The sequence below is a fragment of the Edaphobacter aggregans DSM 19364 genome (assembly GCF_000745965.1).
Taxonomy (GTDB): domain Bacteria; phylum Acidobacteriota; class Terriglobia; order Terriglobales; family Acidobacteriaceae; genus Edaphobacter; species Edaphobacter aggregans.
Map to the genome: position 1 here is coordinate 1 of NZ_JQKI01000288.1, position 2,716 is coordinate 2,716.

The 2,716-nt window shown below is 54.2% G+C and carries 2 protein-coding genes and 1 pseudogene; all 3 read right to left on the minus strand.

Annotated elements, in window-relative coordinates:
• Positions 1-327 precede the first annotated feature (327 nt).
• Entirely contained in the window at positions 328-1,806 is a 1,479-nt protein-coding gene (locus Q363_RS31225; protein ID WP_035358607.1) for a potassium/proton antiporter, read from the minus strand.
• A 469-nt stretch (positions 1,807-2,275) separates the two neighbouring features.
• Positions 2,276-2,422 (minus strand): annotated as a pseudogene (locus Q363_RS47275) (transposase); the annotation flags it as partial.
• A partial coding sequence (locus Q363_RS31230) for a hypothetical protein (protein WP_211256460.1) occupies positions 2,419-2,716 on the minus strand: 298 nt, incomplete at its 5' end. The pseudogene Q363_RS47275 and the gene Q363_RS31230, both read right to left, overlap by 4 nt.

Sequence of the window (2,716 nt, forward strand, 5' to 3'; positions counted from 1 at the left end):
GCTCCGCTACGGGATGAAATACGTGGACCAGGGAGCGAAATTCTACGAGGCCCAACACCGCGAACGACAGATCGGACAGCTCAAGTGGAAAGCCGCCAAGTTGGGATTTCGCGTTGTTGAAGCTGCAGCCTGAAATACCCGACTCTCCCCGAAATTGGAGTTTCTGGGGAGACTTTCCGGGAGCTACAGGAATAGGTTCCAGAGTGCCCGTCATTCGAAAGCTAGATGACTCACTCCCGATCCATTTCTCAAAGTAAGAATTATCCATACTCGAAATAGTTAGGCATCGGGGTAAATGAAAGCAATCTACTCAGACCAGACCAAAGTTCATTCCTTCGCGACTGACGGAGGGGGTTTCATCACTGAACGAACTTTCGCTAGAGAGGCTCGATCAGCCAGTACGGAAAGAATGTCTCCTGCCTTCAAGGTTGTGTTGCCTCGTGGTACCAGATGTTCCGTTTTCCTCGTCACCAACATGATGTGAGCCTCACGCGGAAGTTGTAAACTTACAAGTTGCTTACCAGCTGCAAGTGATCCTTCACTCACCGTTATCTCGCTAACTTGACTTTGGTCTTCGCCAGCAGGCAGGACATCTAAAGGAAATCTTCGATCAGTGGCCGGAGATGGCTTCTGGAGTCTCAGCTTCCGCGCAAGCCACCCGATCGTAGTGCCCTGTAGGAGAACGGAAATCGACACTGTAAAGAACACGACATTGAAGTAAATTTCTGCGTTCTTCACCCCGGCCAGGAGTGGAAACGTCGCCAACACAATGGGAACCGCTCCACGTAACCCAACCCACGAAATGAAGACCTTAGGGCGAAAGCCAAGCTTGGCAAAGGCGAGGCTGATAAACACACCGATCGGACGCGCAACCAGAACCAGGAACAACGCCAGCAGCACGGAAACACCCACGACGGAAAACAAGCGGGATGGATAAACCAACAGCCCTAAAACCAGAAAGAGCACGATCTGCATGAGCCACGCCAAGCCGTCGTGGAACCTCGTCAGACTACGGCGATGGACGAAATCTCTATTTCCCATCACCACACCCGCGAGATAGACAGCAAGAAATCCACTCCCCCCTAACGCCGTAGTTATCCCATATGCAAGCAGCACGATCGCCACGGTGAGCGCAGAATAGAGGCCTTCCGCATCAAGATTTAATCGATTGATCGCCGGTACCGCCACTCTCCCGATTACCCAACCTATTGCACCGCCCATAAGCATCTGCTTGAAGAATAGAGACACGAGCAAGAAGGGACTTTGCCCAGGAGATGCGATCAGATGAATAATCCCAATCGTCAGAAAGACGGCCATGGGATCGTTCGTTCCCGATTCGAGTTCCAGGAGTGGCTGGATTCGTCCCTTCAAGGAGATGCCCTGCGAGCGTAGAACCGAGAACACGGCTGCGGCATCGGTGGAGGAAACTATTGCTCCAACCAGTAAGCCGTGCAGCCAGTCGATACCAAGTAATACAGTCGCAAACCAGCCGACGAGAACCGCGGTTATGAAGACGCCGATAGAGGCCAAGCTCAGGCCTTGCCATAAAATCGGCGAGACGATGTGCCAATTCGTGTCTAGACCGCCTGCGAAAAGAATGAAGGCAAGCGCTACCACTCCGACGGATTGAGCCAGGCTCGCATTGTCAAATGGAATGCGGCCTGGGCCTTCTGATCCAGCCAACATTCCGATTAAAAGGAATAACAACAATGCCGGCACTCCGAGCTTGCTTGATGCCTTGCTCGACACCACACCCAGTGAGAGTAGGATCGCCGCGATGATCAGGATCTGCTCGATCGTTAGCATGCTTGGCCAAGAATACCCTGTTCAAAACCGAGGCGAAGGGGCGGCATCGAGTCGCTCCGCTTCTGAAGCTAGCGCGAGCGTCAATGATGACTGACGGAGCGAGACTACTCCTGTAAGGTTCCAAGTTCTTACTTGATTGGATTTGCTCTCGGATGACGGGCAACCCGGAGAGCGCCGGGCTAAACCGGCATGTTGTAGGGGATGCAAGAGCCCTACAGGGTCGAAAATCTTCCACGAGTTCGACGCGGTAGCCAAGGCTGCGGAGTTCGCGGATCATTTTATTAGCGCGCCGTTGTCTTGACTTTGCGTTCACCGAGGGACCCCGCTCTTCGTAACGTACACACCGGTGCAGAATGATCCAGATCAGACGACAAAGTCGGTGTGCGATCGCCCCGATGGTTTGATTGTGTCCCAGACGCGAGACGAGTCGGCGATAGACAATTTCGAAAATGGTTCCTTTCGACTTGGCCGCGGCGTTGGCAGCTTGATTGAGAATGCGCCGCATGTGGCGGTTGCCTTTCGGGGAGCGGTGGTTCTTGAATACCCCCGCGCTCTCTTCGCCTCCTGGAGATGCTCCCACCCAGGAACAGAGCTGCTTGGCGGAAGGAAATGTCACTGCCTTGGCACTACCTCGGCAATGATCTGCTGTGCTGAGTCCACGCCTAGACCAGGCACCTCCGCCAAGTACTCGACCGCATCCTGGTGTCGGCCGAGCAGACTGGCTAGTTCCTGGTCAAGCTGACTCATCTGCTGGTCGATCAACTGCAACTCCTCCATGAACATCTTCAGCAGTCGGCGGTAGGTAGGTTTGAAGTCTGTGCAGGCGCCCAGCGCATCACACAACTGTGCTTGCGTGGCACGCAACTTCTTATCGGCCATGGCCGCCAGAACCCCTGGGTTCGTCTCTCCC

What these genes read in the sequence shown, in the direction of transcription:
- Q363_RS31225 (WP_035358607.1), bottom strand. Translation starts at nt 1,806, where the DNA reads ATGCTAACGATCGAGCAGATCCTGATCATCGCGGCGATCCTACTCTCA.